Below are 26,096 nucleotides of genomic sequence, written 5' to 3'. Positions count from 1 at the left end.
CATTTGGCTCGCGCTGGTTTCAACACGCGAGCAAATGTGTCACCCGCTTTCCAACAGGGTAATCTATGCAGTTCAATGCCTTATTGGAGGTGTGTTAGGTTACAGGTGTAACCCTAGATCCAACATCCACGCCATTCCCGCTGCCGCGGAAATGGCGATGAAATGCTTGGAAGTTTATAGCGCGCTTACGTCAAGAAAGCCGGGAAGCGGGCCATTCCATTCGCCCGGCTCGATCGGTGTCGTGTCATGGTCACGGTAAGGACGCTTGGCCCTTTCGGGCTTCTTGTCCGAAACTGCTCGGCGCGTCGGCTTGGGTTCAGAAGGTTGCGCTTCGCTCACTTGTGCTGCTGGCGCATCGTCCTTTGAAGCACGCGGTTTGCGAGGCGCTCTTCTTGGCTTGTCAGAACGCTCTTTCGGGGCGCTATCCTGTTTCGAAGCGTCGATTTGTAGATCTTCGCTCTTGGATGCAGCCTTCTTCGGGACCGGCTTGCCTTCGACTGAACCAGCCGGCGAGCCTGGTTTGTACTCGTCAATCTTACCGCCGGTTAGCTTCTCAACGTTACTGATTGCTTCTGCATCCGCAGCGGTCACGAAGGTAAACGCCCTGCCCTTGGCTCCGGCGCGGCCTGTGCGGCCAACGCGGTGGACATAATCATCAGGGTGCCACGGCGTGTCGTAATTGAAGACGTGGCTGACACCTTTGATGTCGAGACCGCGAGCGGCAACGTCCGATGCGACCAGAATGTTGATGGCGCCGGACTTGAACAGCTCAAGCTCGGCAATCCGGCTCGACTGGTCCATATCGCCGTGAATCTCACCGACTTTGAACCCGTCGCGTTTCAGCTTTTTGGCCAAATCGCGGACGGTTACTTTTTTGTTCGAGAAAACAATCGCTGTGCCGACGTTATCGTTGTGCAAGAACCATTTAAGCGCTTCGTGTTTTTTGCGCGGCGTCATCATCACTTTAAACGCAGTGATATTTTCATTGGCGGACGCAGCGCGGCTGACTTCAATCTGCTTCGGATTGGTCAGGAACTTGTCAGCCAGCTTCTTGATTACTGGCGGCATGGTAGCCGAAAACAGCATCGTCTGGCGCGTCGTTGGCAGCTTGTCACAGATAAATTCAATATCGGGAATGAACCCCATATCGAGCATCCGGTCAGCTTCATCGATCACCAGCAATTCGCAGCCGTTTAGCATGATCTTGCCGCGTTCGAACAAGTCCATCAGGCGGCCCGGCGTCGCGATTAAAACATCGCAACCCTCGTCAAGCGCCTTGAGTTGGTCGCCCATTTGCACGCCGCCAATCAGCAGCGCCATTTTCAAATCATGGTTTGCGCCGTATTTCTCGAAATTCTCGGCAACTTGGGCAGCGAGCTCTCGGGTCGGTTCAAGGATCAAGGAACGGGGCATCCGCGCGCGGCGCCGGCCGCTGGCGAGAACATCGATCATCGGCAGCACGAAACTAGCGGTTTTGCCTGTGCCCGTTTGGGCGATGCCGATGAGATCTTTCATCATCAGTACGGCGGGAATAGCCTGCGCCTGAATCGGCGTTGGCTCGGTGTAACCGGCATCGGCTACAGCTTTTAAAAGTTCATCGGAAAGGCCGAGATCGGCAAATGACATAAATTATCCGGATATGAGGACCTAGGGCCCGGTAGCGCCAGGGCAGGATGCCCTAGCAAAAAATTCGAAAGGCCATTGAGGCCAGAATGGCAAAAAGTCAAGAATTTGCCCTTCGATACACGCGGAGAGACTAAGCGTTTCTAGACGGTCGGCCTAATCAGTTGCCGAATACGGGACAATTCGCATTTCACGCCAGTGCGCGATTGCAGCTTGTCGCGGTCAATACACAGATTTCCGTCCTTGTTCGGCTCGACATAGAAACCGGAATAAAAATCCCGCGCAGAACAGGCTTTTTCAAGGTTGGCGACGATCAATCGCTTGTCACGCATATACAGCATCAATCGATTATCGCGCGTTGTTTGAACGCCAGCAATCTGGTTCATTTTCAGACATTTGCCGACTTTGCGTTCAATCAGAGGTTGCGGCGCGCGGCGCTGCTGCGCTTCAGCATTAAGATTTTGGCGGTCGACTCGGCGTGGGGAAACGCGGATAACCACCCGCTGTTCGATCCGCACCTGATACTGGATTGGGGTGCCATTCGGCCCCTCCAACATGACCCACTCCATCGGCTGCACCGTGACTTCTGGTTGCGGCATAGGCGTCAGGTTAATCACCGAACCATCATTGCCCGGACTATCATTGACCGGCGCGATGTTTTGATCCGTTGAAAATGGCAAAAGCAGCGCCAAAGGCGCAAGTAAGGCGGCAAAACTAGGCATGAATTACTTGTATCAAACTCCCCAGATCGCTCTGCAAATCCGCAGAATAATTCCGCCGATGAAGCCGCTTATAACCTCGAAGGTTGAATAACGGCTTAATTGCTGGGCCTGGTAAAGCAAGAGGTAGCGTTTTGCAGAACGACTATGGCATAAGGCAATCGATGACAGACCTACAAACCACAGATGAATTTATCGCGCAGGCATCACAAATGCTTGGGCAAAGAGGTTTCACCACTGACACGGACACGATGCAGCCGTGGCTGACCGATTGGCGGGGCCGTTATTCAGGCTCGGCATTGGCTCTGGCCTCACCTGCCAATACGGACCAGGTTTCTGATTTGGTGAAGCTGTGCGCCAAGCACAATATCGCCATCGTCCCTCAAGGTGGAAACAGCGGCATGTCCGGCGGTGCCACGCCGGACATGACTGGAACCTCTATTATTCTGTCACTTCGACGGATGAACGCAATTCGCCAATTTGATGCTGACACACGTTCGATCACCTGTGATGCAGGAGTCATACTCCAACATTTACATGAAGCAGCCGAGGCTGAGCGGTTGCGCTTTCCACTAACCCTCGGCGGCAAGGGATCGGCAACGATCGGCGGGCTGATCTCCACTAATGCAGGCGGCACGCAAGTGTTGCGTCACGGTACAATGCGAGCGCAAGTGATGGGCCTAGAGGCAGTTCTGCCAGACGGTCAGATTTTCAACTCGCTCACCCCGCTGAAAAAGGACAATCGTGGGTTCGATTTGAAGCAACTTCTGATCGGTTCAGAAGGCACTTTGGGCATCGTGACGGGCGCAACGCTCAGGCTTTTGCCAGAGATTGCCGGGCGCTGCGTCCTATGGGCCGGATTGGATAGCCTGATTGATGCAAGGAAACTTCTGTTAGCCTGCGAAAAAATGGTGGGAGAGCGGCTGGAAGGGTTTGAAGTGATGCCAGCTCACAGCCTCGCCGCTGTGCTGGATCACCTGCCCGCCGCAAGATCACCCTTGCAAAGCGCACACAATTGGAATGCGTTGATCGAACTGGTGGGCACTGAGGATACCATTGCTTCATTGCCTGATTTGGCCGAAAACTTCCTGAGCATCGCTCTTGAAAAGGGCATTATCTCCGATGCCACTATCGCCGCCAATGAGGCGCAAGCCGAACAGTTCTGGCTGCTTCGCGATTCAATTTCCCCGGCAGAACGAGCTATCGGCCCCGCGATGCAGCATGATATTTCTGTCCCTGTAGAAAGAATGGCGGAATTTGTCACCGAAACGGTACCAGAGGTTGAAAGTCGATTCCCGGGAACGACGGCCATTGCTTTTGGACATCTGGGGGATGGCAATGTGCATTACCACGTGCTTGCACCGGCAGGCGCAATCCGCGGTATGTGGGAAGAAAACGAAGGCAAGGAAATCAGTTCATTCGTGCATGATCTTGTTACCCAGTGGGGCGGATCAATAAGTGCCGAGCATGGAATTGGCCAAATGAAAGTCATGGAGTTAGGCCGGTTAGGTGATCCTGCGTCTCTTTCGATCCTGCGTAGCGTAAAAGAAGCGCTCGACCCGCAAGGATTGTTCAATCCGGGCAAGCTCGTTCCGGGCACCGCTTGATTGAAGCAGCCAAGCCTCGATTAAAGCGAGTCCACTTGCTCTTGAACGCTACAGCCCTTAAAGCGCGCGCTTCACGCGATTGATGCATTGCCGACAGTCGCACCGAAATTCTTGCGAACTCTTAATTCTAGATCGACTGGAGATAATCCATGGCCACCGCGCCGCAGCCCCAATTGCCGCTTTTTTACAACGACTTGATGCCGCTCAACAGCCGCGACCACGCAACATGGAAAAGCAGGTCCATGGATTCAGCAGAATGGTTGAAAGGCCAGCATGCGATTCCCTTGACAGTTGACGAATTTGTCCAGTCGCAGCGTGATTTTCCGATTGTCTTTTCTTCTGGCGACAATCCACTGCCATTGGCGCTCATGGGCCTGAATGAAGGTGTAAACACATTTGTCGATGACAAGGGTAAGATCAACGAGCCGGTTTACCTTCCTGCTTATGTTCGTCGCTATCCATTCATGCTCGCCAAACTGACACAAGACGGTGAAGACCTTTCGCTTTGCTTCGATCCGACCAGCGGTTCTGTTGGTGAATTTGATGAAGGCAACGCGCTGTTTGACGGCGAAGGAAAGGCTAGCGAAGCCACTCAGAATATTCTTCAATTCTGCGAGCATTTTGAAAGCGCCGGTCAACGAACAAAGGTTTTCATCGATGAATTGAAAAAGCACGAATTGCTGATGGACGGCGAAATTTCAATTTCGCAGCAGGAAAATCCTGAGAAGCCATTCGTGTATCGCGGATTCCAAATGATCAATCAGGAAAAACTGCAAGATGTTCGCGGCGATGTCCTGCGCGAATGGAACAAGAACGGCATGATCGCACTTATTTATGCGCACATCATGTCGCTAGATCTGATGCGCACGATCTTTGCTCGTCAGGTTTCGCAAGGAACGGCACCTACTCCTTCCGAGCCTGCTGCTTAAATAACCTTCAAATTGTGGAATGGCCGGGGTTGAAATACTCCGGCCCGCACCCCAAATTTAAGGGGTCTGGACGGCCCCTCCCCCTTATTGCCGTTCGGACTGGCGCGTTTCACGCGCCAACTCCCTGAACCTTGGCCACCTCGTGCTAAGCACGAGGTGGTTTTTTCTTGGCGCTAGTGAATAAAAAAGCTCAGTTATTCCGCGGCTTGTAGAGGAAAGCTGGGACGATCCAGCCTTGCCGCAACTTCACCGAGTCTTCTTACCAATCTCGTCACGGTCGATACGAGGCGTCCGGCATTTTGAGACAATTCCATCATCTCATCGTCGAGATACAGCGACCGGCACATTTCAACCTGGATCGCGTGAATATTCTGTCCGGGAGCGGAATGCCGGTCCAATATGAACCCTCCGGCATACGGTCGATTATGCGCGACGGTTAGACCCTGCTCAGCAAAATGGCGCAAGGCAGAGGCTACTAACCTATCATCCGCCGATGCACCAAACCTGTCGCCTATCACAAATTCAGCTGGCACATCCCCAGCATTCGACTTTTTCAGCGGCGGCATGGAATGCAAATCTACCAACAACGCCACTCCCCAATGGTCTCGCAATCGCTGAAGCCCTGCCGCTAAAGCTGCGTGATAGGGAGTGTGAACCTGCCGGATGCGAGTGCTTAGCTCCGCATTAGAAAGCCGCGAGGACCATATTTCCCCCAGCCCAGGTAATCGGCGCGGCACAAGCCCCAAGCCACTGCGTGCACGCCGGTTTGCAGCGGAATGCCGAGCACCTTCTGGCGAGCCGTCTGCCACCATATCCCAATCAACATCGTTGGAGTCGCGGTTTAAATCAAGCATCGCCCTTGGCGCATGTGATACAAGCAGGGCAGCGCCTGTTTGGTGCGCAACTTCGGCTGCCATACGGTCTACATATCGATCTTCGAGACGTATTTTTGAAAATGCCGGTTTTCGCATCCTTTCAACCAGCGATGCCGGATAATCTCTGCCAGCATGCGGTACCGCAATAAGCACCGGAATCGGCATGTCTTCCGGTAGGCGCATAGAAAATGCCGCACGGCGAGTTGATGGAATCAGCCCGCCCTGTTCGGCGCCCAACTGCCTCAGCGATTCGCTATCCATTTGCTGGCTAAAATCCATCACGTATTGCGGTGAACGACAGATGCTGCTGTGTCAAAGCAGGTCATATGTTACAAAGCGAAAGATTTCTTAAGCCTTGCGGATTATAGCCCGCACCATGACGCAAGCAAACGCCCCCCGAATCCTTCTCGCTGAAGATGAAGACGCAATGCGCAGCTATTTATGCCGCGCCTTGGAAAAAGCTGGTTATGAAGTTGTTGCAGTCGATCGAGGAACCGAGGCTGTCCCTTTGCTTGAGCAACAGCATTTTGACTTGCTGCTGTCGGACATCGTCATGCCCGAAATGGATGGCATTGAACTCGCCCAAAGATGCAACGAGATCAGCCCTACAACAAAGGTCATGTTCATCACAGGATTCGCCGCAGTCACACTTAAAGCAAGCCGTGAACAACCCTCGGCAAAGGTCCTGTCAAAGCCATTCCATCTTAAAGACTTGGTTATGGAAGTAGAACGCATTTTCGAAGACCAGGCCCAAGCGAGCCTCTAACTGTCTTCACCCGTTAGATTTACAGAAACACCCTCTTGCGCGGTAAGTTTGTGGCGGCTAGAGGGCGCTCCTGCTAATAAGGCAGTTCTCGATGGTGCGGGCGTATAGCTCAGTGGTAGAGCACTACATTGACATTGTAGGGGCCGGGAGTTCAACTCTCTCTACGCCCACCATCGTTCAAAAAGGCGCTGTGAAAACGGCGCCTTTTTTGATTCGAAGCTTGATTTGCTGTCCCCCACCTTGCCTCAGCCCCCTCCTCTGCTAAAGCGCGACAGAAACCTAAACAAAGGCAAGTTTACCACATGGCGAAAATCACCGTGAAGAACCCCGTTGTCGAGATCGATGGCGATGAAATGACCAAAATCATCTGGCAGTGGATCCGCGAGCGTTTGATCTTGCCTTATCTCGACATTGATCTGAAATATTATGATCTGTCGATCGAGAAGCGGGATGAAACCGACGACCAAATTACCATTGATTGCGCAAACGCAATTAAGGAACATGGCGTTGGCGTAAAGTGCGCGACAATTACTCCTGACGAAGCACGGGTAGAAGAATTCGGTTTGAAGAAAATGTGGCGTTCGCCCAACGGCACAATCCGTAACATCCTAGGCGGTGTTGTTTTTCGCGAGCCAATCGTGATCGACAACGTCCCGCGGCTTGTTCCGGGATGGACCGACCCCATCGTGGTTGGCCGCCATGCGTTTGGCGACCAATATCGCGCAACCGATACTCTCATTCCTGGCGCAGGTAAGCTCCGGCTCGTGTTCGAAGGGGCTGACGGCAAGAATATCGACCTCGACGTGTTCGAGTTTGAAAGCCCGGGCGTCGCGATGGCGATGTACAACCTTGACGATTCGATCCGTGATTTTGCGCGCGCTAGCCTGTCTTACGGGCTTGACCGCAAATGGCCAGTTTACCTCTCGACGAAGAATACGATCCTCAAGAAATATGATGGCCGGTTCAAAGATCTGTTCGAAGAAGTCTTCGAGAACGAGTTTAAGGCCGATTTCGATAAGGCAGGCATCAGCTATGAGCACCGTTTGATCGATGACATGGTTGCAGCGGCGCTGAAATGGAGCGGTAAGTTCGTTTGGGCTTGTAAGAACTATGATGGCGATGTTCAGTCGGACATCGTGGCGCAGGGCTTTGGCTCGCTCGGTCTGATGACCTCTGTTTTGATGACACCAGACGGCAAGACCGTCGAAGCAGAAGCGGCACACGGCACCGTGACGCGCCACTTCCGCCAGCACGAACAGGGCAAAGCGACGTCGACTAACCCGATTGCGTCGATCTTCGCATGGACACGCGGCCTTATGTATCGAGGCAAATTCGATGAGACTCCAGATGTTGTGAAGTTCGCAGAAACGCTTGAGCGTGTTTGCATCGAGACGGTCGAAAGCGGCCAGATGACCAAAGATCTCGCGCTTCTTATCGGCCCACAGCAAAATTGGCTGACCACCGAGCAGTTCTTTGAAGCAATTGTGACCAATCTTGAGAAAGAGATGGCTGCCTAATCTGCTTCTCAACTTGATTTCAAAAGGCGGATGTCGTGAAACCCGACATCCGCCTTTGTCATTTTCAGCGCCGCCAAAAGCAGGGACCAGTACGTGACCGATCGCAAAACCAAATCAGCCAAGCCCACACCGCGCCGCCCTGCCGCACGCAAAACGGCCGAGAAATTTGGCAAGCGCCGGTTAGAAATACGAAACGCTAGGGTCAAAGACGTCCGCAGCATCTCAGCTTTGGTGCGCCGTGCTTATGATGATTTGCCAGCCTATACGCAGGGCGAAATTCGCGGGCAGATCAACAATTTTCCAGAAGGTTGCTTTGTCGCGCTCCTTGACGACGAAATGGTCGGCTATTGCGCCTCCATGCAATTGCCAGAGCCGGTTGCATTCGCCGACCATAATTGGGACGAAATCTCTGGCAATGGCTACGGTAGCCGGCACGACCCCAATGGCGACTGGTTGTATGGTTATGAGATGTGCGTTGATCCGAAAGTTCGCGGCGTACGCATCGGGCGCAGATTATATGAGGAACGCCGCGCATTAGCCGAAGAACGCGACCTGAATGGCATCGTGTTCGGCGGAAGAATGCCACATTACAAGCGCAACAAGCGTAAAGTTGACGGCCCCCAAGACTATCTTGACCAGGTGCTCGCTGGAAAATTGCACGATCCAGTTTTGCGATTCCAACTCGCCAACGGCTTTGAACCGGAGCGGGTCTTCGAGAACTATTTGCCGGAGGACAAGAGGTCCGAGGGCAATGCGGTAATGATGGTGTGGCGCAACCCTTATGCTGAACAAGATCAGCCAGCGAAGAAGCGACTGCCTCGCGGTGTCGAAGCCGTGCGCGTTGCAACCTGCCAGCTACAAGCCAGAGCGGTTGCCGATTACGAAGAATTCATGCGGGCCATCGAGTATTTTGTCGATGTTGCAAGCGATTACGAGTCAGACTTCATAGTTTTTCCCGAGATGTTTACTTTGATGCTTCTCAGCTTCGAGAAGAAGGAATTGTCGCCTGTCGAAGCGATTGAGCGTCTGTCAGAATATACCCCTAGACTGAAAGCCGACATTTCGGACTTCGCCATGCGCTATAATATTAATATCATCGCTGGGTCACACCCGACGATGATGGATGACGGGGACATTCACAATGTCGCCTATGTTTGCCTGCGGGACGGATCCGTACACGAGCAAGAGAAGATCCACCCCACCCCAAACGAGCGCTATTGGTGGAACATCAAAGGCGGCGATTCAATCGACGTTATTCAAACCGATTGCGGGCCGATTGGAGTGCAAATTTGCTATGACAGCGAGTTTCCAGAGCTGTCCCGGAGGCTTGCCGATGAAGGCGCTCGGATAATTTTCGTCCCGTTCTGTACAGACAGCCGTCAAGGCTATTTACGCGTGAGGTATTGCGCGCAAGCTAGAGCGATCGAGAACCAGTGTTATGTGGTTCTTTCAGGCAACGTCGGAAATTTGCCCAATGTCGCGAATATGGACATTCAATACGCTCAAAGCTGCATTCTGACCCCTTGCGATTTCCCTTTTGCCCGGGACGGGATCGCAGCGGAGGCAAGCGAAAATGTCGAAACGCTCACGATCAGTGACATCAATCTCGCAGATCTGAGTTGGGCGCGCGCAGAAGGCACAGTTCGCAACTTGGCCGACAGGCGCTTCGATCTCTACCGTATTGAATGGGACGATTCAAAAACTCACACAGCCAGGCCCAAACCGCGCCGCGAACCAATCGGCACGCACTCTGCTGGGGGTGGATGAACTTCAGCAGCGCAGTGACATGCATGCTTAGGCGCGGTAGGTTGGAATAATGGCAGGAAATCTCGACACTTCGTCAATGGGCGATGCATTGGTGATTCTCGGCGCTGCCGGTCTCGTCATACCCGTATTTACGCGTTTCCGCATTACTCCTGTGATCGGCTTCATTTTGATTGGGATCGCAGTCGGCCCCTTTGGCCTTGGTCAGCTTGTCTACGATGTTCCGTGGCTGACACACGTAACAATTACCGACCCAGAGGCGTTAGAGCCGTACGCTGAATTCGGAATAATCCTGCTGCTGTTTACCATCGGTCTCGAATTGTCATTCAAGCGGTTGTGGCAAATGCGTAAATTGGTCTTTGGACTTGGCGCGATGGAACTGATGATCATCGGATCAATCCTGGCGATTGTGCTGGCGATGATGGGCCAATATTGGACCGGTGCGATGGCTCTGGGCTTTGCCCTAGCATTCTCCTCGACTGCGATTGTCCTGCCGATCTCCGGCACCCAATCTCCGGTCGGCCGCGCCGCGCTTTCGATGCTGCTGTTCGAAGATATTATGATCGTTCCAATCATCTTTATCCTAGGCGCGATGGCCCCAAATGCACAGGGTGACGGGTGGGAAGGCCTGTTCGAAACGCTATGGCAGGGCGGTTTGGTCGTCGCTGCGTTGCTAATATTGGGCCGCATTGCGCTCCCTCGGTTATTCGCTCAAGCGGCCCGCACCAAAAGCCCGGAGCTGTTCTTGGCTGCCAGCCTGCTGGTCGTGATTGGCGCGAGCCTCGCCACCGCAGTGGCTGGGCTTTCACCAATCGTGGGCGCGATCATTGCAGGCTTGCTGATTGCTGAAACCGAATATCACAACGAAGTCGAAGGGATTATCGAGCCCTTCAAAGGTCTCGCTCTTGGTATCTTCCTGATTACGGTCGGTATGAGCATTGACCTGACAACGATTTGGGCGAATTTCGGCTCAATCCTGCTTGCCGTAGTTCTGGTCCTAACTTTCAAAGCTTTGGTAACAGGCATTCTGCTGAGACTGATGGGCGCGCGCCGCAGCACAGCTGCTGAGACGGGAATTTTGATGGCCAGCCCATCAGAAACGACCTTGATCGTGCTGGCAGCAGCTAGCGCTGCATTGCTGATTCAGCCCGGCACGGCTCAATTCTGGCAAATTGTGACTGCTATCGGCCTAACGATTACACCAATTCTAGCCCGCCTTGGCCGTATAATCGCGCGCCGTGTTGAACCAGTTCCTGTGCTGGAAGACGATGATCGAACCGAACCGCGTGTGATTATTGTCGGAGTAGGCCGTGTTGGCCGGTTGATCGCGCAGATGCTTATGCGTCACGACAAGCCCTATGTTGCAATCGATTCTGACGCCGATCTGATCGAAATGGCCAAACGTAAGGGCTATCGCGCAACCTTTGGCGACGCCGTCCGCGGCGATGCGCTGAGCAAACTCGGGATAGAGACTTCACCCGCCGTCGTTCTAACCATGGATGAGCCGGTTCTCGCCGAACGGTTGACCCGAAAATTGCGCAAAGAATATCCCGATCTGCTAATCGTTGCCCGCGCCCGCGACACTGCACATGCAGCGGAACTTTACCGGGCCGGTGCCAGCCATGCGGTTCCTGAAAATCTTGAAAGCTCGCTACAATTGTCGGAAGCGGTTCTGGTCGATATCGGCGTCGCGATGGGGCCAGTTATTGCCTCAATCCACGAAAAGCGCGATGAATTCAGGAGCAAAATCGAGCAAGAAGGCGCCTTGGATTACAAGCCAAAGCTACGCACATCAACGGCTGAACCAGTCAGCAACTAACCCGCGATAATCGCCCTGACCGCGTTAAGTGCGTCGTCGGCCTTTGCGCCATCGGGGCCGCCGCCTTGCGCCATATCAGCACGGCCGCCTCCACCTTTCCCGCCTAGAACTTCGACTCCTGCGCGAACCAATGCGACAGCATCAAATCTCTCGGTCAGATCATCGGTGACCGCAATTGCGAATGCTGCTCTGCCGTCATTCACAGCAACAGCGGCAGCAATACCTGAGCCGAGCCGGGTCTTGGCATCATCGAGAACTCCTCGTAATTCTTTAGGGTTGAGGCCGTCCAAAACTTGTCCTGAAAACTTTACTCCGGCGATTTCTTCATCTTCTGGCCCGGACCCGGCCCCGCTGCCGCCAAGTGCCAATAGCTTTCGCGCCTCGGCAAGTTCTCGTTCCAGCGTTTTTCGTTCGTCGACCAAGGCAGTGACCCGAGCAACCGCTTCATCTGGCGATGTCTTAAGCGCTCCGGCGACCAATTTAAGCGTATCCTCTCGCCCCACCAGCCATTGACGCGCGGCCTCACCAGTTAGCGCTTCGATACGCCTGACGCCTGACGATACCGCGCTTTCAGAGATGATCCGAAACAGTCCAATATCGCCTGTGGCTTTGACATGAGTGCCGCCGCACAGTTCGACCGAAAAATTGAGATTACTTTGCCCGACGCGGCCCATCGACAATACGCGAACTTCGTCGCCATACTTTTCGCCAAATAGAGCCATTGCGCCAGCTTCGATTGCATCATCAGGGCTCATCAAGCGCGTAACCACCTGCTCATTGGCGCGAATTTCGGCATTTACTTCCGATTCAATGATCGCAATGTCGAGATCGCTGAGCGCCTTGGGGTGAGAGAAATCGAACCGCAGACGATCGTCAGCCACAAGCGATCCCTTCTGTGTGACGTGACCCCCCAACTGGTTTCGCAAAGCCGCGTGAAGAAGATGCGTTGCAGAATGGTTAGCACGTATCCGGTCGCGCCGTCCTGCATCAACGTCGAGGTGAACGGTATCGCCGACAGAAATACTGCCCGTCAAAATTCGCGTATGATGTGTATGCAGCCGGCCAAGAGGCTTAGCAGTGTCGGTTACCTCCCCCTTCAATCCCGAAGGAGCCCATAATGTCCCTAGATCACCTGCCTGGCCGCCGCTCTCACCGTAAAATGGGGTTTGGTTGGTAAGCACGATGACTTCGTCACCTGCCGCTGCCGAATCGGCTTCTACGCCATCCTTAACCAACGCAACAACCCGGCCTTCACCGCTGGTTGAGGCATATCCGGTAAACTCGGTTCCGCCTTCGCGTTCTGCGATATCGAACCATACTTCATTAGATGCCGCGTCGCCCGACCCCTTCCAAGCAGCGCGGGCAGCCGCCTTTTGCAGCGCCATTGCCCGGTCAAAACCCTCTCGATCGACCCCGATGTCGCGCTCTCTGAGTGCATCTTCTGTGAGATCATAGGGAAAGCCGAAGGTGTCATAGAGTTTGAATGCGGTCTCACCATCGAGTTCGTCACCAGCGGCCATCGTTCCAGTGGCATCATCGAGCAAACGCAGGCCTTTATCCAAAGTCCGGCGGAACTGGGATTCTTCGCGCTCCAGGACTTCTTCGATGAGGGCTTGGCCACGCTGCAGCTCTGGGTAAGCTTGCCCCATCTCTGCTACCAATTCGGGCACCAAGCGGTGCATCAACGGGTCATTCGCACCGAGTAGGTGAGCGTGCCGCATCGCACGGCGCATGATCCTCCGTAGGACATAACCTCTTCCTTCATTGGAAGGTAAGACACCATCTGCCAGCAAGAAACTGGTAGAGCGCAAATGGTCTGCAATGACGCGGTGGCTGGCCCGGTTAGCTTCATCAGCGGCAACGCCTGTGAGGGTCTCGGATGCAGCGATCAGCGCCCTGAAAGTATCAGTATCGTAATTGTCATGCACGCCCTGCATAACCGCCGAGATCCGTTCGAGACCCATGCCGGTATCGATTGATGGCTTCGGCAATTCCGTGCGAATGCCAGCAGCGTCCTGTTCGAACTGCATGAAAACCAAGTTCCAGATTTCAATGAAACGGTCGCCATCTTCTTCGGGCGTCCCCGGTAACCCGCCTGGAATATGATCTCCATGATCGTAGAAAATTTCACTGCACGGGCCGCAAGGTCCGGTGTCACCCATCGACCAAAAATTGTCGCTTGTTGCAATGCGGATGATCCGGTCTTCGGGAAGTCCGGCAATTTTCTTCCATAGTTCAAAAGCTTCATCATCGGTATGATAAACCGTCGTGATTAACCGGCCAGCATCGAGGCCCCATTCCTTGGTCAGAAGTTCCCAAGCATTCTCAATCGCTTGTTCCTTAAAGTAGTCCCCAAAGGAAAAATTCCCAAGCATCTCAAAAAACGTATGGTGTCGCGCAGTGTAACCGACATTGTCGAGATCATTGTGCTTGCCGCCAGCTCTGACACACTTTTGCGAGCTAGCCGCACGCGGCGATGGGGATGTCTCCAAGCCGGTGAATACATTTTTGAATGGAACCATGCCCGCATTCACAAACATTAAGGTCGGGTCATTATATGGGACCAGCGGCGCGCTTGGCACCTCGGTGTGGTCCTTGCTCGCAAAATAGTCGAGGAACGAGCGGCGAATATCGTTGGTCGATTGCATGATCAGGCAGTTAAGCGTTCACTGCGCCAGCGACAAGCGGATTAACGCAGTGCTTCGTTCGTAACCCCAAGAAAAATGTCTAGCGCCGGCCCGGTCGCGCACTGACAATCCATGCGCTTGCGCGCAATGCAATGATGTTGCCGTCTGCATTGTTGGTCAAATACCGGCGAAGCCTAGCAAGGAAGTGACCGTGCTCGTCGGGAGTTAGCTGAGCGGCGGCACGCGCCGCAGGCCCAATCCTAAGAAAGTAACTGACTGCGTCATCCACAGCGTCTGACCCAGTTCCGGCGATGTAAGCATAGTCGACGGGCAAGAAAGACACATCAATCCAGCCCGCATCCTGCAGGATACCAGCCACGTGAACTTGGTCAGCAAACGCGAATGGACCTGGCGAAAATCTATCGGGCGGAAACACGGATCCAGGTGGCAGAAAACCCGCGACACGCTCGGCCCAGGGGTTCTCTTCGAACGAGCGGAAACACGAAAAGACCAAACGCGCATCTGGTGCGGCTAACTTAGCGAGATGTCCGAAACTGGCAATTGGATCGTCAAAAAACATGACGCCATGGCGTGAAAATATAAGGTCGGGGGCAAAGCCGCCTCTTGTCCACTGCCCTGCGTCGCCTAACTCGAAAGTCAGATTAGGAAGGTGCAGTCCGCGTTCCTTGGCAATTTCAACGAGATTCTCGCTGATATCGATTCCAATGACTTCTGCGCTCGAATGGCCCCGGGCCATCGCCAGCGACATTTCACCGGCGCCGCAACCGATGTCGAGTGCCCTCATGACCGGGCGCTCGCTCACCTTTGCCATCAAGTGATCGGTCAATCCGCCAAAGCTACGGTCGGTACGTTGCCATTCTTCAGCCCAAGCCTTGCCGACCCGGTCGCGCCATTCATTACTGTTCGACATTCGGAGCCTCATCGCGGTCTAACACCATGAGCAGAGGCTTGCACATTAGTGAGAGCAGCGGTCAAGCCCTCTTGGTTCCTCAATCGTCAGCCAATCGACCCAAAAGCTGCGGCCCGCCCGAAACAAAGAAAAACCGGAGCGGGCCAAGAAGGCACTCGCACCGGTTTTCCGTTTTCCCGAATGCCGGGGAAATGCCCCGTCAACGCATCCGCTTAAAGAGAGATGTCAGTCCTCGTCGCCGGCCTCCGCATCAGGGCCTGCCATCATCTCTTCGGCGACTTCGTCGGTGCGGCTGCGAATCGCAGCTTCCAACTTGTCGCGCATCTCAATATTCTCGTCGAGGAAGGTCTTGGAATTTTCACGGCCCTGCCCAATGCGGACGGAGTCGTAAGAGAACCATGAGCCCGACTTCTCGACCAATCCGGCCTTAACGCCCAAATCGAGAATCTCGCCGGTTTTGGAAATGCCCTTGCCATACATGATGTCGAATTCGACTTGCTTGAATGGCGGAGCAACCTTGTTCTTGACTACTTTGACGCGGGTCGAGTTACCAACGACTTCATCACGATCCTTGATCTGACCAGTGCGGCGGATATCAAGACGGACAGAAGCGTAGAATTTCAAAGCATTGCCGCCCGTGGTAACTTCGGGGTTGCCATACATCACGCCAATTTTCATCCGTAACTGGTTGATGAAAATAACCATACATTTGGACCGATTGATCGAGCCGGTTAGCTTGCGCAAACTTTGCGACATCAAGCGTGCCTGTAGGCCAACGTGGCTATCGCCCATTTCTCCTTCGATCTCTGCGCGAGGGACAAGTGCAGCGACCGAGTCGACCACTAACACATCAATCGCATTGGAACGAACCAACGTATCGACGATTTCGAGCGCTTGCTCACCTGTATCGGGCTGAGAAATAATCAGCTCGTCAATGTCAACGCCAAGCTTCTTGGCATAGACCGGATCGAGCGCGTGTTCCGCATCGACGAAAGCAACAGTGCCTCCGGCCTTCTGAGCCTCAGCCAGCACGTGCAATGCCAGTGTCGTCTTACCCGAACTTTCAGGGCCATACACTTCGATAACGCGGCCCTTGGGCAGGCCGCCAATGCCGAGCGCAATATCCAATCCGAGAGAACCGGTTGAAATCGATTCAATATTCATCGCTTCTTTGGAGCCCAGCTTCATAGCTGAACCCTTGCCGAATGCGCGGTCAATCTGTGCGAGCGCCGCATCGAGGGCCTTCTGACGGTCCACCTTTTTTTCCTTACCTTCTACGAGCTTAAGACTTGCTGCCATGACACGGCCTCCTGTGCTTGCCTAGGGGCATGGTATGATTGACCCCGAATCTTCGTCTGACCGAGTATGTACCCAGTTTGTTCTCAAAGAACAAGAGTGGAACAGAAGTTTTTTTGATCAAGTCATTTTGTGACACATACAAGGTGCGAGACTGCTAGTTTTCGTCGCGATAGGCCTTGGGTCGGCGGATGTTCCCGTCGGTTTTTCATTCTGAATTCTCCGGAAGATCAATGTCGATATTCAGGTGGCCATCTTTGATTGGCGGTTACTTGCGAGACCAGCGAACATCCCATTCGCCGGCCCGGCCCGTTTTCTTCTTCATTATTCAAAGTCAGGTGGAGCATGGTTTTATCCATGTCGCCGACATGATCAATCTCGCCGGATATATCGTAGGCGTCGCAGCGTGCGATATACAGAAATTTGCCGTGAACAGCGAATTGGCGAGGAAGGCAGCCTGTTTAATGCATCTGCCTAAGTCATCGGTCCGCATAGGCACGCGTGCACTGGAGATTTACCTACAAGGTTGGCCGCGCACGCAAAATAGTCGGCACACGGTCAAAAATCACGCGAACAGGCATCCCGTCATCGCGCGGCATCTCTATCCGTTCGCCGATCTGGATCGCTACGCTGCCTAGGGTCGAAAGCACATCGCCCTTTCACGGGTTTCCGCCCGACTGGTCCGCAGCAGGGTGACGGTTTGCCCAATGGCTTTAGCCATTAAGGGTGTCGGGGCAAGCAAGTCGCAATCGAAACTCTGCTCGTCAATCGCGGTATCGGCCGCAGCGAAACTGTGTGTTTCAGCAAATAATTGAGTAGAAACATCTGGAAATTCGATCCGGCAAGCACCCGCCGCAATATTCAATTGGCGCACGTCCAGTACCAGCGATTGCCCGTCTAGATTGATGGCTTCCGCTACGTGGCCCTGCGCGGTCGAACCGACAGTTCCCATTTCGGCCTCCCAAACTATCGCTTAGCCCTGACATTTGGATCGTTAATCATCGTCGCATAATATTTGATTTTGTCCAAACACGGAAAAAGGGGCGCAACCAACGTTCCGCCCCTTCCTTTGATTTATTACCAAAGCTTAGCTTCTCGATGGGAAAATCCCTTGTATCGCAACACAATAACGCATCGCCAAATATGGTTGCATATTGTTGGAAGACTGGCCGCCGCCATTGTTGTTTATGACCAATGTATCAGGGTGGAATGCCCCCGCCGCTGTCGGCGCTGCAGCGTCAGAATAAATTAGCTGCGTGGAGCGCGCGATTGCATTTCCCGCAGGGTTACCAGTATCGGCAATCACTGAGCTTTCTGCCCTAACTTGCCCGGTATGGTTGTGGCTCGGCATTTGCGCGATCGTTAGGGTTGTCCTTTCCTGTCCGCCCCTATTGCCTATACGATAGGGTGACAGCCCCGGCCCCTGGCCCTCGCTAATGGCAGCGCGACCCCTAAGGTCCGGCATAGCGAAAGTTGTACGGCCGTCACCACCATAGAACGTTCCGTACAGAGAAAACAACGCCTGGAATTGAGAGATAGACAGCAACTGACCCTCGGCACCCGTGTAGCCGCGAGGGCAGAAATTGAACCCGACCAACATCACTTCGCCGAGATAAGTATCGGCCCCAGCAGAAACAGGTGCAGGTGTAGCCATCATCGCGGCAGGTGCGGCGGCCATCGCCGCGCATTTCAAGAACTTCTTCATAAACTTTTCCTTACCAATAACACGAATGAAAATCCGGGGCTGAGCGGCCTTGCACGGTCGCCCATCCCCAAATTTCTAATCAGCTTCTCGATGGGAAAATGCCTTGAGTCACAACGCAATAACGCATCGCCAAATATGGTTGCATATTATTGGACGACTGGCCGCCGCCATTGTTGTTTATGACCAATGTATCAGGGTGGAATGCCCCCGCCGCTGTCGGCGCTGCAGCGTCAGAATAAATTAGCTGCGTGGAGCGCGCGATTGCATTTCCCGCAGGGTTACCAGTATCGGCAATCACTGAGCTTTCTGCCCTAACTTGCCCGGTATGGTTGTGGCTCGGCATTTGCGCGATCGTTAGGGTTGTCCTTTCCTGTCCGCCCCTCTCGCCTATACGATAGGATGACAGCCCCGGACCCTGGCCCTCGCTAATAGCAGCGCGACCCCTAAGGTCCGGCAGAGCGAAAGTTGTACGGCCATCACCACCATAGATCGTTCCAAGTAACGAAAACAATGCAGTGTTTGAGCTGATTGCCAAAAGTTGACCGTCAGCACTGGCACTAGAGCGCGGGCAGAAATTGAACCCGACCAACATCACCTCGCCAATATAGGCATCTGTTCCAGCGGAAACTGGTGCTGTTGTTGCCATTAACGCGGCAGGGGCCGCTGCTAGCATCGCGATTTTGGATAATTTCGTCATATTGTTTGCTCCCTCAAAAGTTCTGTTAGTATTTGAAATATGGCTGGTTGATTGTTTCATCGTTCAAGCTTCGTCCGGCGCTCAATCTGATATTCGGCTTCTCACCGAAAGACGACTTGCTGTCGTTGGCAGATTCGTGCCCCAGCGGTTGCCGTTAAAGCAATCTCAGCTTGTCCTAAAAGTACGTAAATCTGTGACCATCATAGCTTCCCTTGATTTCTTATTCTTTTGGGCGACCTGGAGGGAGACTACCATAGAAACGGGGTTCGGCAAGCTTATGCAGAATTTTGTCGTTTTCATACAAAACATCACATTTCTGCAAAGGCGGGTTTGCCCTAAACAGTCACTGGCCCTGAACAGTCACTGGCCCTGAACAGTCACTGGCCCTGAACAGTCACTGGCCCTGAACAGTCACTGGCCCTGAACAATCACTGGAGAGCATCACGGCCGCAGTGATTACGGAACGGCGCTGCTATCAGGCGCCTTCCCTGATAGAGTTGATGGCCCCTCAGGCCTTACTATCAGGTGGAGCGCGAACCAGCGAGGACTTGGCCTACTTTATCGCCAATTTGCTGCACGCTAAACGGCTTGGGAATGAAATGCATATCGTCGATATCAATTTCCGAACGCAGTTGCTCCTCTGCATATCCGGACATGAATATAATCGGCATCGCAGGGTGCAAGTTACGCAGAGCCTTCACCATGGTCGGGCCGTCCATACCGGGCATCACTACATCAGATAGAACCAAATCGAACGGCCCAGCATTGGCGATTGCCGCCAAACCTTCTTCGCCATCGCTCGCGGTGGTCACGGTGTAGCCAGCTCGCGATAGGGCTCGTTCCGCCACTGCTCGGACCATATCTTCATCCTCGACCAACAAGACCTTGCCTCCGCCAGACCAATCACTGGCACTGGCAGGCTCCTCGGCGATCCGTTTTGGGGCCATTTCGCCTTTGTGGACAGGCAGATAAATCGTGAAGCGGGCACCTTCTGGCCTATTATCGGCACCAATCACATTCTCGGCAAAAATGAACCCGCCCGTTTGCTTTACGATGCCATATACCGTCGACAAACCAAGGCCGGTACCCTTGCCCTGCTCCTTTGTGGTGAAGAACGGTTCGAAAATCTTGCCAAGCAATTCTGCTGGAATGCCGCCGCCAGTGTCTTGCACAATAAGCACAGTATAATCAGCAACCGGAATAATCTCCGAGTCCATGCTTCGGATATCTTTAGCTGAGACACGGCGCGTAGCCATGGTCACCTGCCCTTTTCCCTCACCTGCCGATTGAATGGCATCGCGCGCGTTCACGGCCAAATTAATGATCACTTGTTCCAACTGCTGCGGATCGGCCCGCACTGGCCCAAGATCGCGGTCATGGCGGACTTTGAAGCTAACCTTTTCACCCATTAGCCTCTTAAGCAATTGACTGACTTCACTAACGACATCAGGGACTTGCAGAATTTCAGGGCGCAAGGTCTGCTGGCGGCTAAATGCCAGCAATTGCCTCGTCAGACTGGCCGCCCGGTTCGAGTTTGCGCGGATTTGTTGGATATCATCATAATCGCTGTCACCGGGCGTATGGCGCAACAGCATCAGGTCGCAATATCCGATTATCGCAGTCAGAACGTTATTGAAATCATGGGCAACGCCGCCAGCCAATTGGCCCACAGCTTGCATCTTGGTCGCTTGCGCAACCTGTCGCTTCAACTTTGTTTCTTCGGTCGAATCTGTGAGACTCAACAGCACCGATGCGTCACCCAAACCGCGCACTCCGGCAAGCCCCAGCGAAACTGGCTCATCGGGCTGGCTGCGTAAACGAATGGCCATATCGCCATTGCTTGACAGCCCTTTGCCAAATCGGCGAACTCCGTCTGATAAAGCGCTTTTATCTTCCTTCACCACAAGATCAGATGGATATTGCGGCAGGCCCTGACCTTCCCTGTCAACCGCGCGCAAAAATGCCTGATTACCGAAGAGGAACCGGCCATCGCGGTCCGTCATCGCGAGACCAAGCGGCAAGGCGCCGAGCAAAGCTTCCAATTGCGGCGTTGCTGCTGCTCCGGAATTCTGCGAACCACCGCCAACGCCTGTGCCGCTTTCTACCAACAACATCAGCGACGCCGCCTCATTGGCTGCTACGTTACGACTAGCCGCTAGGTCAGCAAGCGAGATTTGGATCAGCGTCTGGGACGGCCCCTTGCGGCCTTCCCTCGCGAAATAGATGTGATCGCTATCATCACTCCTCAATTGGCTGACGAATTCTTGACCCGCAAGCGTTGCATTCGTGTCGCCTGAGGCCCTGCCAGCAAATCCTTTACTTGCAGCACGAATAATGCCGTCCGGGGATACGACCGCCGCTTCAACCCCTGCCCGAGACAGCAATTGGCCAAACTGACCCGTTACCCAGCCAATTATGCTCTGCGTCGGATCAGCGGAAGATGCGTCGGTAAATCGCCAAATCAGATAGTCTTCGCCTCGCCCCGCGCGTTCGGCGCTGGCGTGCCATCCGGCCGTTCCATCGGCGCGTACAAGCTCCTTCGCCTCAGCCACCCCATCGCGCCATGCCTGCCGCGCTGTTCGTGTCAGCTTTTCCAGCGAAGCCCTATCCAACGGCAAATTGGGAGGAGCGGTGCCCGCTTCAAACCAACTGACAAATTCAGAATTTGCACAGGTTAACCGGTTAGCCCGATCGGTAATTGCAACCGCTACACCTGGCTGCTCAATGGCTGATACAGTCACCGACCAATCAGGCGGCGCAAGATCCTGCGCTGCAGTTGGCACCGCAATCCGGCTGAACATAAGTCCAGCCAGAACCAGAATTGTCGTTCCGCCAAGGAAGGTAGCAGCGAGGAGCAAGCTATCGCCGACGAAAAATATGACCGCAGAGCTTGCCAGGATTGCAACCGTAAGTCCGATAAACGGCAGCGGTCCGCCCAGCCCATCCTTGAGCACAGACAGTGATTTGGGCGCAGCACTCATGGCCGCTTGGCCTTGAGTTGCTTATCGAGCCGCGCCTCCATACGTTTAAGGTTTTTGTGCCGCCGCTTGGCGACCATGAAGCGCCATACAAAGCTGGACAATAAATATCCTATGGCAGCTCCTACTACCGCCAGAACAACGAAGCCGAACACTGTTTCCAGAACAGTGACACCCACGCCTTCAAACATCTCAAAGAACCAAGACCAGCGTCCGCTCGTCATTTCTGTTTCGGCTGCGCCGCCGGTTCCAGCCCTCTCCAGCTTAAGGATGAAGTCCCCGGTCCGGTTTGCCACAACTGCCCAGAACGGGAATGTAAATGGGTTGGTGATGAACGTAACTAGCGCGGACAATGGAACATTTGCCCTCGCCGGCAAGGCCAAGAACGCAGCCAGAAAAATCTGGCCGACCGGAATGATAAATCCGGCAAAAATGCCCAGCGCTACTCCGCGTGGCACCGATCGCCGGGTAAAACGCCACAGTTCCGGCGCAAGAAACCGGTGCGCGATAGGCGCAAGGTACTTATTGCGCGCCATTTGCTCCCGCGTCGGGGTGTATTTGCGGATCAAATCGGCTAGGAAAGTCTTGGAGCGTGGGCTGGTCATGATTGCCAAGCTGCATTGCGCTGCAGCACGTCGGGACGCAACCCCATTGAAGCGCTGTTAATCGTATTTTTTGGCCAAACGGTCATTGGTCGGATGTGGTTATCATTCATCCGATAACCAGAGGCTGAAGGATCCGCCTTAGCCCTTTTCCCGCATCAAGCGCGCCTTGTCCCGCTTCCAATCGCGATCTTTGATATATTCGCGCTTGTCTTGCGACTTGCGTCCTTTGCCCAGCGCCAACTCAACCTTCGCGCGTCCGGTTTTGTTGAAATAAATCGACATAGGCACCAAAGTCATGCCTTTCCGCTCAACTGCGCCGACCATCTTGTTGATTTCACGCTGGTTAAGCAACAGCTTACGCGGCCGCTTTGGTTCGTGATTGAGTCTGTTGCCGTGGCTGTACTCGGGGATGTTGGAGTTAATCAGCCAAACTTGGCCATCCTTTACCTCGGCATAGCTTTCTGAAATAGTCGCCTCACCTGCCCGCAAAGCCTTAACCTCGGTGCCTTGCAACATCAGGCCCGCTTCAAATTTGTCCTCAATCGAATAATCAAACTTCGCCCGACGGTTTTCGGCGACCACTTTGAGTTTGTCGAAGGTTTCGGGTTTGGGTCGGGCCATAACGAAACCGCATGTAGTGCGGACAATGGATTATTAAAAGGTCAGGCCGCTCCTCATCATTAGAAAGTAGCCATCAAAATCACACCAACCCGGCATGCTCCAACGCTTCGTCCACTGCCTTACGTGACGCTTCGCTGGCGCTGACCAGCGGCAGCCGAACGCCGTCTTCGATCCAGCCGTGGACGCGGGTGAGAGCGTATTTAACTGGCGCCGGACTTGCGTCGGAGAACATTGCGTAGTGGAGCGGGAACAATCGGTCATTAATCTTTCGCGCTGTGACCAGATCGTTGGACGCGATGGCTTCGTGGAATTCGGCACACAGCGAGGGCGCTACATTGGCAGTGACAGAGATACAGCCCCGCCCACCTGCCGCCGAATGCGGCAGCCACAATTCATCATTACCTGATAATTGGCAAAACTCGCGACCAATACCCATCCGGTGATCCGCCACCCGGGACAGGTCACCGCTTGCATCCTTGATTGCTACAATACGATCTGGATATTTTGTGACCAATTCGACAACCGTTTCGTCTTCGATATCGGTCACCGTCCGCGCGGGAACATTGTAAAGCACAATCGGCAAATCGCTATTCTCCGCAAGGAAACTAAAATGTGCGATCAAGCCCGCCTGGCTGGGGCGATTGTAATAAGGCGCAACACACAGACCCGCCGCTGCGCCTGCTTTTCTGGAGAAATTCATATGCAGCAGCGCATTTCGCGTATCATTGCTGCCACAACCTGCAATCACGGGAACCCGGCCTGCGGCCTGTTCAATGCACACTTCAACCACTCTGTGATGCTCCGCATTGGATAGTGTCGATGCTTCTCCGGTGGTGCCACAAGGTACCAATGCTTTGCTCCCGCTTTCGATTTGCCAGTCAACCAGACGGCGAAAAGCGGCCTCGTCAAACGTTCCGTCGCGAAAAGGAGTCACTAGAGCCGGAATTGAGCCGGAGAACATTTGCGTAATCCTTACGTTGGCCGCATGGGAATTTGAGAAAATCATCACCCAACAGGCATTTCATTCAGCGCCTGATAAGGAGCCGTGACCCATTATGTCCAGCATGGACCGTAAACCACTCCCCTTAATCGCCCTTTTTGCCATCCCTGCAATGGCATTCTCCACTCCTGCTTGCGCGCAAGATCCAGCCACGTGGGATCAAGCGCGCCAGCAGATGGCGGCAAAATCACCGACCGGAATGGCGCGAACAATTGATCGCTGGCAGTTCCTGACCGGTAACGACCGGATGGGGTTTGACGATTACGCTGGCTTCATCCTCACCAACCCTGGTTTTCCCAAGCAGGACACGTTGCAAATTCGCGCCGAGAAAGCACTTGGGGATGAAGCCATTAGCGCCGAGAGGGTAGTCGCGTTTTTCGATCAATTTCCCCCAATTACAAACCCAGCCAAAGCGCGGTATGCGCTGGCATTATCCAACCAGAACCGCCCAGAGGCGACTGCGATAGCTCGCGAAGCTTGGCGTGGCGGCGAGATGAGCAGCCCTTCTATTGCCTATTTAGAAGGCCTGTTCGGATCGCAGTTTAGCCAAGACGACAACGACACTCGTATGGATGCCTTGCTTTGGCAGGGCGAAGAAGAAGCTGCGCGTCGCCAAATCGCCAAAGTTAGTCCTGCCAAGCAGGATCTGTTCATGGCTCGGTTGGCTTATTTGAAACGGCAGGAACCCGATACGGTTGGATTGAGCGTGCCGGCAGAAGCAACCAAGGATGCTGGATACCTCTATAATCGTGTCCGGTATTTGCGTGGATCGGGGCAAGGCAGCACAGCAGTTTCGATTCTTGCAAGTCGCCAAACCTTTGATGCATTGCCCTTCGATTCCGAGAGCCTGCTATCGGAAATGCTCCGCCTCGCAAGGACCGGCAATGCACGCCAGGCCCAACAAATCGCCGCAAAAGCCGACGATATGTTTGAAGCTAATGTCGATATTCGCACTAAAAGCTACCGCGTTCGCGACGATTACACGTCATTAATGTGGTTGGGCGGCACGGAATCATTGTGGAGTCTGGGTGATGCGGCTTCAGCCGCTCCGCTGTTTTACCGATATGGCGCTGCCGCGCAGACGCCGCAAACGCGGTCAAAAGGATTCTACTGGGCCGGCCTCGCCGCTTACCAGGCGGGTGATATGACCGCAGCAAACCGTTATTACGAATTGGCTGCTGCCTATCCAGATCGTTTTTATGGCATGCTGGCGCTCGACAAACTGGGCCGAACCATGCCGGATCTAAAAGCGGCGCCCCAAACTATAGTAGCGGGCGAGGCTCGCGCCAAATTCCTGGCAACCCCATTGGTTCAAGCGGTGAAAGAGGTTTCGCGCGATGCCCCTTGGAGCACGGGCATCCAATTTTACCGCGCCGTTGCCCAACAGGCCCACACAGACGAGCAACACCAGCTTGTTGCAGAGCTTGCACAGGAGATCGGACGCCGCGATCTGGCGGTCAATGTGCATGACGCAGCTGGCGCTGACGGCATTAAGAATTTTACGCAGTTTGGTCACCCCACTCTACAAACTCCTCCTGGAACAAATTGGACTATGGTCCATGCAATTTCGCGGCAGGAAAGCCAGTTCGCCCAGAACGCAATCAGCCATGCTGGCGCTCGCGGGCTGATGCAATTAATGCCTGGCACCGCGCGTGAACAGGCTGGCAAATTGGGCATGAGCTATATGTCCGCTAATTTGATCAACAGCCCGAGCTATAATATTCAACTGGGCGACGCCTATTTTGCCCGGATGCTGAAATATTATGATGGAGCGTACCCATTGGCGGTTGCTGCTTACAACGCTGGTCCGGGCAATGTGAACAAATGGCTTCGAGCCAATGGAGATCCACGCACCGGTTCAATCGACTGGATAACATGGGGTGAGCGGATACCGATTTACGAGACCAAAAACTACGTCCAGCGTGTGCTCGAAAACGCAGTTGTTTACGAACATCTCTATCCGCAAAATGCGAGATACGGCTCTCCTCGTGTGCTGAGGTCATATCTCCGGTAATAG

General features: G+C 54.0%; 21 protein-coding genes and 1 tRNA gene. 8 read left to right on the top strand and 14 right to left on the bottom strand.

Annotated features, from left to right (window positions below; all coding sequences use genetic code 11):
- Window positions 1–174 precede the first annotated feature (174 nt).
- Both GRI36_RS07485 and GRI36_RS07480 read right to left on the bottom strand, forming a co-directional pair.
- Window positions 175–1,626 carry a DEAD/DEAH box helicase gene (locus GRI36_RS07485; protein WP_160597892.1) on the bottom strand — a complete coding sequence of 484 codons (1,452 nt, stop codon included), beginning with the start codon at window positions 1,624–1,626 and terminating at the stop codon, window positions 175–177.
- A gap of 140 nt (window positions 1,627–1,766) precedes the next feature.
- Window positions 1,767–2,345, bottom strand: coding sequence for a hypothetical protein (locus tag GRI36_RS07480; protein ID WP_160597891.1), 579 nt, complete (start codon window positions 2,343–2,345; stop codon window positions 1,767–1,769).
- A 161-nt stretch (window positions 2,346–2,506) separates the two neighbouring features.
- On the opposite strand from GRI36_RS07480, the gene GRI36_RS07475 reads away from it, so the two are divergent.
- Together GRI36_RS07475 and GRI36_RS07470 are read left to right on the top strand one after the other, a co-directional pair.
- Window positions 2,507–3,949 (top strand): FAD-binding oxidoreductase, encoded by a 1,443-nt coding sequence (locus tag GRI36_RS07475; protein WP_160597890.1) that lies wholly within the window; start codon window positions 2,507–2,509, stop codon window positions 3,947–3,949.
- A 149-nt stretch (window positions 3,950–4,098) separates the two neighbouring features.
- Window positions 4,099–4,878: a SapC family protein gene (locus tag GRI36_RS07470; RefSeq protein ID WP_160597889.1), complete on the top strand. Its 780-nt coding sequence runs from the start codon at window positions 4,099–4,101 to the stop codon at window positions 4,876–4,878.
- A gap of 194 nt (window positions 4,879–5,072) precedes the next feature.
- Here GRI36_RS07470 and GRI36_RS07465 read toward each other — a convergent pair whose 3' ends face one another.
- On the bottom strand, window positions 5,073–6,014 hold the full coding sequence (locus GRI36_RS07465) for an N-formylglutamate amidohydrolase (protein WP_202392141.1): 942 nt from the start codon (window positions 6,012–6,014) through the stop codon (window positions 5,073–5,075).
- Window positions 6,015–6,129: 115 nt separating this feature from the next.
- On the opposite strand from GRI36_RS07465, the gene cpdR reads away from it, so the two are divergent.
- The 5 genes from cpdR (at window position 6,130) to GRI36_RS07440 (ending at window position 11,619) form a co-directional block, all read left to right on the top strand.
- Window positions 6,130–6,519, top strand: coding sequence for a cell cycle two-component system response regulator CpdR (gene cpdR, locus GRI36_RS07460; protein ID WP_160597888.1), 390 nt, complete (start codon window positions 6,130–6,132; stop codon window positions 6,517–6,519).
- A 98-nt stretch (window positions 6,520–6,617) separates the two neighbouring features.
- Window positions 6,618–6,692: transfer RNA gene (locus tag GRI36_RS07455), tRNA-Val, on the top strand.
- Window positions 6,693–6,821: 129 nt separating this feature from the next.
- Window positions 6,822–8,036 carry an NADP-dependent isocitrate dehydrogenase gene (locus GRI36_RS07450; protein WP_160597887.1) on the top strand — a complete coding sequence of 405 codons (1,215 nt, stop codon included), beginning with the start codon at window positions 6,822–6,824 and terminating at the stop codon, window positions 8,034–8,036.
- A gap of 186 nt (window positions 8,037–8,222) precedes the next feature.
- Window positions 8,223–9,803, top strand: a complete 1,581-nt coding sequence (locus tag GRI36_RS07445) for a bifunctional GNAT family N-acetyltransferase/carbon-nitrogen hydrolase family protein (RefSeq protein WP_328598412.1) — start codon at window positions 8,223–8,225, stop codon at window positions 9,801–9,803.
- 49 nt (window positions 9,804–9,852) lie between these two features.
- Complete coding sequence (locus GRI36_RS07440) at window positions 9,853–11,619, top strand: cation:proton antiporter domain-containing protein (RefSeq protein WP_160597885.1); 1,767 nt, start codon at window positions 9,853–9,855, stop codon at window positions 11,617–11,619.
- Here GRI36_RS07440 and alaS read toward each other — a convergent pair.
- The 11 genes from alaS to dapA all read right to left on the bottom strand — a co-directional run bounded on the left by alaS (window position 11,616) and on the right by dapA (window position 24,040).
- Window positions 11,616–14,267, bottom strand: a complete 2,652-nt coding sequence (alaS, locus tag GRI36_RS07435; protein ID WP_160597884.1) for an alanine--tRNA ligase — start codon at window positions 14,265–14,267, stop codon at window positions 11,616–11,618. The genes GRI36_RS07440 and alaS overlap by 4 nt on opposite strands.
- A gap of 79 nt (window positions 14,268–14,346) precedes the next feature.
- A complete protein-coding gene (locus GRI36_RS07430) occupies window positions 14,347–15,177 on the bottom strand; it encodes a class I SAM-dependent methyltransferase (RefSeq protein WP_160597883.1) in 831 nt (276 codons plus the stop codon).
- Between the two features lie 225 nt (window positions 15,178–15,402).
- Window positions 15,403–16,476 carry a recombinase RecA gene (gene recA, locus GRI36_RS07425; RefSeq protein WP_160597882.1) on the bottom strand — a complete coding sequence of 358 codons (1,074 nt, stop codon included), beginning with the start codon at window positions 16,474–16,476 and terminating at the stop codon, window positions 15,403–15,405.
- Window positions 16,477–16,991: 515 nt separating this feature from the next.
- Entirely contained in the window at window positions 16,992–17,123 is a 132-nt protein-coding gene (locus GRI36_RS13950) for a hypothetical protein (RefSeq protein WP_268893848.1), read from the bottom strand.
- A complete protein-coding gene (locus GRI36_RS07420; RefSeq protein WP_202392140.1) occupies window positions 17,108–17,425 on the bottom strand; it encodes a hypothetical protein in 318 nt (105 codons plus the stop codon). The genes GRI36_RS13950 and GRI36_RS07420 overlap by 16 nt, the downstream gene beginning before the upstream one ends.
- Window positions 17,426–17,560: 135 nt before the next feature.
- Window positions 17,561–18,178: a phage tail protein gene (locus GRI36_RS07415; protein ID WP_235902191.1), complete on the bottom strand. Its 618-nt coding sequence runs from the start codon at window positions 18,176–18,178 to the stop codon at window positions 17,561–17,563.
- Between the two features lie 79 nt (window positions 18,179–18,257).
- Window positions 18,258–18,875, bottom strand: coding sequence for a phage tail protein (locus tag GRI36_RS07410; protein WP_235902190.1), 618 nt, complete (start codon window positions 18,873–18,875; stop codon window positions 18,258–18,260).
- 521 nt (window positions 18,876–19,396) lie between these two features.
- Entirely contained in the window at window positions 19,397–21,856 is a 2,460-nt protein-coding gene (locus GRI36_RS07405) for a response regulator (protein ID WP_160597881.1), read from the bottom strand.
- A complete protein-coding gene (locus GRI36_RS07400) occupies window positions 21,853–22,458 on the bottom strand; it encodes a DUF2062 domain-containing protein (RefSeq protein ID WP_160597880.1) in 606 nt (201 codons plus the stop codon). Before GRI36_RS07400 ends, GRI36_RS07405 begins: the two co-directional genes overlap by 4 nt.
- 138 nt (window positions 22,459–22,596) lie before the next feature.
- Complete coding sequence (gene smpB / locus GRI36_RS07395; protein ID WP_160597879.1) at window positions 22,597–23,079, bottom strand: SsrA-binding protein SmpB; 483 nt, start codon at window positions 23,077–23,079, stop codon at window positions 22,597–22,599.
- Between the two features lie 79 nt (window positions 23,080–23,158).
- A complete protein-coding gene (dapA, locus tag GRI36_RS07390; RefSeq protein WP_160597878.1) occupies window positions 23,159–24,040 on the bottom strand; it encodes a 4-hydroxy-tetrahydrodipicolinate synthase in 882 nt (293 codons plus the stop codon).
- A 94-nt stretch (window positions 24,041–24,134) separates the two neighbouring features.
- Between dapA and GRI36_RS07385 the strand changes: the two genes are divergently transcribed.
- Window positions 24,135–26,093 (top strand): lytic transglycosylase domain-containing protein, encoded by a 1,959-nt coding sequence (locus GRI36_RS07385; RefSeq protein WP_160597877.1) that lies wholly within the window; start codon window positions 24,135–24,137, stop codon window positions 26,091–26,093.
- Window positions 26,094–26,096 lie beyond the last annotated feature (3 nt).

Origin of the sequence: Pontixanthobacter gangjinensis, from assembly GCF_009827545.1 — a bacterium.
GTDB classification, from domain to species: Bacteria; Pseudomonadota; Alphaproteobacteria; order Sphingomonadales; family Sphingomonadaceae; genus Pontixanthobacter; species Pontixanthobacter gangjinensis.
This window is presented reverse-complemented; position numbering and strand designations above follow the sequence as displayed.

Bases quoted from the DNA above. Each gene is read 5' to 3' on its own strand.
- GRI36_RS07485 (WP_160597892.1), bottom strand. From the start codon at position 1,626: ATGTCATTTGCCGATCTCGGCCTTTCCGATGAACTTTTAAAAGCTGTA.
- GRI36_RS07480 (WP_160597891.1), bottom strand. From the start codon at position 2,345: ATGCCTAGTTTTGCCGCCTTACTTGCGCCTTTGGCGCTGCTTTTGCCA.
- GRI36_RS07475 (WP_160597890.1), top strand. From the start codon at position 2,507: ATGACAGACCTACAAACCACAGATGAATTTATCGCGCAGGCATCACAA.
- GRI36_RS07470 (WP_160597889.1), top strand. From the start codon at position 4,099: ATGGCCACCGCGCCGCAGCCCCAATTGCCGCTTTTTTACAACGACTTG.
- GRI36_RS07465 (WP_202392141.1), bottom strand. From the start codon at position 6,014: ATGGATAGCGAATCGCTGAGGCAGTTGGGCGCCGAACAGGGCGGGCTG.
- cpdR (WP_160597888.1), top strand. From the start codon at position 6,130: ATGACGCAAGCAAACGCCCCCCGAATCCTTCTCGCTGAAGATGAAGAC.
- GRI36_RS07450 (WP_160597887.1), top strand. From the start codon at position 6,822: ATGGCGAAAATCACCGTGAAGAACCCCGTTGTCGAGATCGATGGCGAT.
- GRI36_RS07440 (WP_160597885.1), top strand. From the start codon at position 9,853: ATGGCAGGAAATCTCGACACTTCGTCAATGGGCGATGCATTGGTGATT.
- alaS (WP_160597884.1), bottom strand. From the start codon at position 14,267: ATGCAATCGACCAACGATATTCGCCGCTCGTTCCTCGACTATTTTGCG.
- GRI36_RS07430 (WP_160597883.1), bottom strand. From the start codon at position 15,177: ATGTCGAACAGTAATGAATGGCGCGACCGGGTCGGCAAGGCTTGGGCT.
- recA (WP_160597882.1), bottom strand. From the start codon at position 16,476: ATGGCAGCAAGTCTTAAGCTCGTAGAAGGTAAGGAAAAAAAGGTGGAC.
- GRI36_RS07420 (WP_202392140.1), bottom strand. From the start codon at position 17,425: ATGGGAACTGTCGGTTCGACCGCGCAGGGCCACGTAGCGGAAGCCATC.
- GRI36_RS07415 (WP_235902191.1), bottom strand. From the start codon at position 18,178: ATGAAGAAGTTCTTGAAATGCGCGGCGATGGCCGCCGCACCTGCCGCG.
- GRI36_RS07410 (WP_235902190.1), bottom strand. From the start codon at position 18,875: ATGACGAAATTATCCAAAATCGCGATGCTAGCAGCGGCCCCTGCCGCG.
- GRI36_RS07405 (WP_160597881.1), bottom strand. From the start codon at position 21,856: ATGAGTGCTGCGCCCAAATCACTGTCTGTGCTCAAGGATGGGCTGGGC.
- GRI36_RS07400 (WP_160597880.1), bottom strand. From the start codon at position 22,458: ATGACCAGCCCACGCTCCAAGACTTTCCTAGCCGATTTGATCCGCAAA.
- smpB (WP_160597879.1), bottom strand. From the start codon at position 23,079: ATGGCCCGACCCAAACCCGAAACCTTCGACAAACTCAAAGTGGTCGCC.
- dapA (WP_160597878.1), bottom strand. From the start codon at position 24,040: ATGTTCTCCGGCTCAATTCCGGCTCTAGTGACTCCTTTTCGCGACGGA.
- GRI36_RS07385 (WP_160597877.1), top strand. From the start codon at position 24,135: ATGTCCAGCATGGACCGTAAACCACTCCCCTTAATCGCCCTTTTTGCC.